Genomic DNA, 421 nt, shown 5'->3' with positions numbered 1-421 from the left:
GTCTGTAACAGTGCATGAACTTGTTCATAGTGGAAAATTATTTATTCCACTACAAAATGTATATGGGGATTTTATTTCATTTTTAGAAGAATATGAACAATACATTTCTCAAGATTTAAAAGATATTTTACAAATTAAACTAAAAATGTCTAAAGAATTAGAGTCGTTAGATTTAAGTATTTTAGAAAAGAAATATGTATATTTGGAAGTCGATGGTATGACATTCCCACAACCTTTAGAAGAAATTATTGAAAAATAAAAAAGAAGGCTTAGAAGTGATCCAACCATATCACTTCTAAGCTTAAAATAAGAGAAAAAATTAGGAGGGTCGTCCGATGGCAGAAAAAGTCCATTATTAATTAGTTCAACTTTTTTACAAAAATTTTTATCAAAAAATAAATAAAAGGGGATCGTATAAAAT

1 protein-coding gene is annotated in these 421 nt (G+C 26.4%); it reads left to right on the top strand.

Going from position 1 to position 421, the window contains the following annotated elements; all coding sequences use genetic code 11:
• The coding region (locus tag ETC00_RS20060) for a hypothetical protein (protein ID WP_171567779.1) at window positions 1–259 on the top strand (259 nt) is incomplete at its 5' end.
• Window positions 260–421: the final 162 nt, after the last annotated feature.

Source organism: Brevibacillus sp. MCWH, from assembly GCF_013096935.1.
Classification (GTDB): Bacteria; Bacillota; Bacilli; order Brevibacillales; family Brevibacillaceae; genus Brevibacillus; species Brevibacillus aydinogluensis.
This window is presented reverse-complemented; position numbering and strand designations above follow the sequence as displayed.